This window comes from Ideonella sp. P3_A4 (assembly GCF_056403075.1).
The window spans coordinates 1-3308 of sequence record NZ_JBFUGE010000635.1; the positions used below are offsets into that span (position 1 = coordinate 1).

Here is a 3308-nt window from a genome sequence, read left to right on the forward strand (position 1 = left end):
GTCCTGGAGGGCATGGTTTATCACCTCGTGTGGCCCGCAGCCCCCGTGAAACCCGAAGTGGACGAGGTGGCGCGCTGGATCCGCGAGGAGGCCTTGGGCGCCTAGACGGCGCAGGTTCTAGGTGATCCATGGCCATAGTGCGGGCAAATTCAACATTTCGCGCCCGGCTCGGCACTCACTGCTCAGATGCCGTTGGGCATCTGTCGGCCCGACCTGGAGTGTGGACATGAACAAGCTCGTTGCAGCGGCAGTCGCCCTGGTGTGCGCAGTGAGTGGGCCAATGGCCCGCGCGGCCGACGGGGATCTCGACCCGGCCTTCAGCCGGGACGGCAAGAAGATGACCGACATTGCCAAGAGCACCGACCTGGCCCGCGCGGTGGCGCTGCAGGCGGACGGCAAGATCGTGGTCGTCGGGCAGACTTACCGAGACAACGACTATTCGCACGAAGACTTCGCCACCGTGCGCTACACCGCGGGCGGCAAGCTCGACGCCACGTTCGGCGTGAAGGGCAGGGTGACGACAGACTTTCCCGGCCTGGCGGCGGTGCCCTCGGCGGTTGTCGTGCAGCCGGACGGAAAGATTCTGGTCGCGGGTGGCGCGTTTCCGCTGTTCGTGTTTGCCGGCAACTTCGAGCTGGTTCGCTACAACCCCGATGGCTCGCTGGACGCCGGCTTCGGCAACGGCGGCATCGTGACGACCAACTTCGGCCACGGCAGCTACGCCTTCTCGCTGGCCTTGCAGCCGGACGGCAAGATCGTCGCAGCGGGCACGTCGTTCGTCGATTTCTCCAGCGACGATTCTTCGAACACCGACTTCGCGCTGGCGCGCTACAACCCCGACGGCACGCTGGACGCCACCTTCGGCATTGGCGGCCGGGTGACGACCGACTTCGACGGCTTCAACGACGACGCGTTCTCGGTGCTCATCCAGACCGACGGCAAGATCGTTGCCGTGGGCTCAGCCAAGAACCCCACCAACTTCTACGACTTTGCCTTGGTGCGTTACCTCCCCAACGGCACGATCGACACCACCTTTGGTGCCGCCGGCAAAGTGCGCACCGACGCTGGCGGCCACAACTTCGACCGCGCGCGCACGGCAGCCTTGCAGCCCGACGGCAAGATCATCGCGGCCGGCTTCGGCAGCTCGCCGTTCGGCACGCAGAGGTTCGCGATTGCGCGCTACGCCTCGAACGGCGCGCTGGACCCGACGTTCAGCGGCGACGGCAAGGTGCAGATCGACTTCGGCAGTTGCTGCGCATACGCCAACAGCGTGCTGGTGCAAGGCGACGGCAAGATCGTTGTCGTCGGCATCGCCGACACCGAGTCGTCGGACTCCGACTTTCTGCTCGCACGGTTGACGCCCAAGGGCGCGCTCGATTCAAGCTTCGGCACCGGCGGCAAGGTGCGCACCTCGTTCGGTGACTTGAATGGCGGGGCCTTCGGCGCCGCGCTGCAGCCCGACGGCAAGATCGTGGCAGTGGGCTTCCAGGCCACCAACAGCGACAAGTGGGCCGAGTTCGCGGTGGCGCGGTATCTGGCGGGCGGAGCGATGGCGCCATGACGGCTTGATCACCATTGCGGTGTCTAACTAGATAAATCAGCGGCATCGTGAAATGGCCGCGATCCGCTTCACAAATGTTCGTTGAACATCACTGATCGTCCTGATTCGGCTTGGCGGGCAGAGGTGACCGACATCGCGCCGGTCGCCTTCATGACGGGCCGGGCGGCAGCTCGCGCCGGTCGATGAGCGTCAAGCCAATCAAGCGAGACACCACCGCCGCCAGGTACATCACGCCGACGAACATCTCCACGGCAGCCAGCATGCGTGCATGCGTCGTCAGTGGGATGACGTCGCCAATGCCCGTGCTGGAGAGCAGCGCGAAGCTCATGTACATCAGCTCTGTCCAGGTGCGCGCTGACTGGGGGTTCACTGCGGCGGCAAAGCTGCCGGGCTGCAGCGCCTGCGTCAGCAAGTAGAGGTAGGCGAAGCCCCAGGCGAGCAGCGTGAACGTGGCGCCGGCGGCAAACAGCTCGTCGGCGGTGGCGTGACGGTCCGCCATCATGTAGGCGATGAGGCTGCCGGCCGCGTAGAAGTAGAAGATTGCTTCGAGTGCCGACGACCACGGCAGCAGCTCAGGCATGCCGAACAGCGCCTGCAGCGCCAGCAGCACGATGGCCGGCAGGGCAATGCCGCCGGAGACCCAGTTCAGGCCTGGCGTGCGCCGCACCATGCCGGTGGTGAGGCCTAGCACGACGACGCCGAACGCGCCAAAGCCGATCCGGCCGGCGTCGGTGTGTTCGATGAATGGGTACAGCAGCATGCCCGCCAATTGCACGGCCAGCAGAATCGCCGAAGGGTGGCGGCGGGTGTTGTCGATCCAGCGGATGAGGTGCATCGGAGGATTGTGCGGTGGGATGCCTCCGAGCCGTGCGCCGCACCGATCGATCATCGGCCCGGGCGCCGCTTTCGAGGATCCGGCCCGTCAGGTGCCGCAGAAGGTCTGGTAGCAGGCCGTGACGGCCGCGGGGGCCGGCTCGCCATAGGCGGCGAGTTCGGGCGATTCCTCGAACGGGCGTCGCACCGCCGCCAGCAGGCGCTCGAAAGGGCCAAGGTCATCGGCTTCGGAGGCTGCGGTCAGTGCTTCTTCGACGCGGTGATTGCGCGGGATGACGAAGGGGTTGACGAGGCGCATGCATTCGGCGCGTGTTGCCCCGGCATCGGGTGCATCGGTCGAGGTTGCCGCATCGTCGGCAGCACAGCGTGCACGCCAGCGTTCAAGCCACGGGCCGAGTGCCTGAGGTTCGGCGAACAAGGACGTGAGCGCGGCTTCGTTGCCGGCGGCCGCATCGCCGAGCCTGCGCCAGGCGAGCGTGAAATCGACCTGCTGGCGATGCAACTCCGCCAGCCAGTCGTTGATCAATTCATCGTCGGCGGCAGTCCCGTGCTGCAGGCCCAGCTTGGCGCGCTGCCCCTGTCGCACAGCGACTTCGTAGCGCTCGGCAAAGCCGCTGAGCACCTCCGTGACCCGTCCGATCGCCTGCTGCACGGCGGCCTCTTCTTCGCTTGTCGAGATCAATGGCAGCAGTGCCTCGGCCAGACGAGCCAGGTTCCATTGCGCGATCGGCGGCTGATTGGCGTAGGCGTAGCGGCCGCCGTGGTCGATGCTGCTGAAGACAGCCCGTGGATCGAAAGCCTCCATGAAGGCGCAGGGGCCATAGTCGATCGTCTCGCCGGAGATCGCCATGTTGTCGGTGTTCATCACGCCGTGGATGAAGCCGACGTTCATCCAGTGCGCGATCAGCGTGGC

The 3308-nt window shown here is 66.0% G+C and carries 3 protein-coding genes; 1 reads left to right on the forward strand and 2 read right to left on the reverse strand.

Annotated elements, in window-relative coordinates; all coding sequences use genetic code 11:
• The first annotated feature begins 226 nt into the window (after positions 1 to 226).
• On the forward strand, positions 227 to 1561 hold the full coding sequence (locus AC1DYI_RS30270; protein ID WP_477207822.1) for a delta-60 repeat domain-containing protein: 1335 nt from the start codon (positions 227 to 229) through the stop codon (positions 1559 to 1561).
• A gap of 148 nt (positions 1562 to 1709) precedes the next feature.
• Here AC1DYI_RS30270 and AC1DYI_RS30275 read toward each other — a convergent pair whose 3' ends face one another.
• Complete coding sequence (locus AC1DYI_RS30275) at positions 1710 to 2396, reverse strand: ion channel (protein ID WP_477207823.1); 687 nt, start codon at positions 2394 to 2396, stop codon at positions 1710 to 1712.
• A gap of 87 nt (positions 2397 to 2483) precedes the next feature.
• On the reverse strand, positions 2484 to 3308 hold an 825-nt coding region (locus AC1DYI_RS30280; protein WP_477207824.1), incomplete at its 5' end, for a protein adenylyltransferase SelO family protein.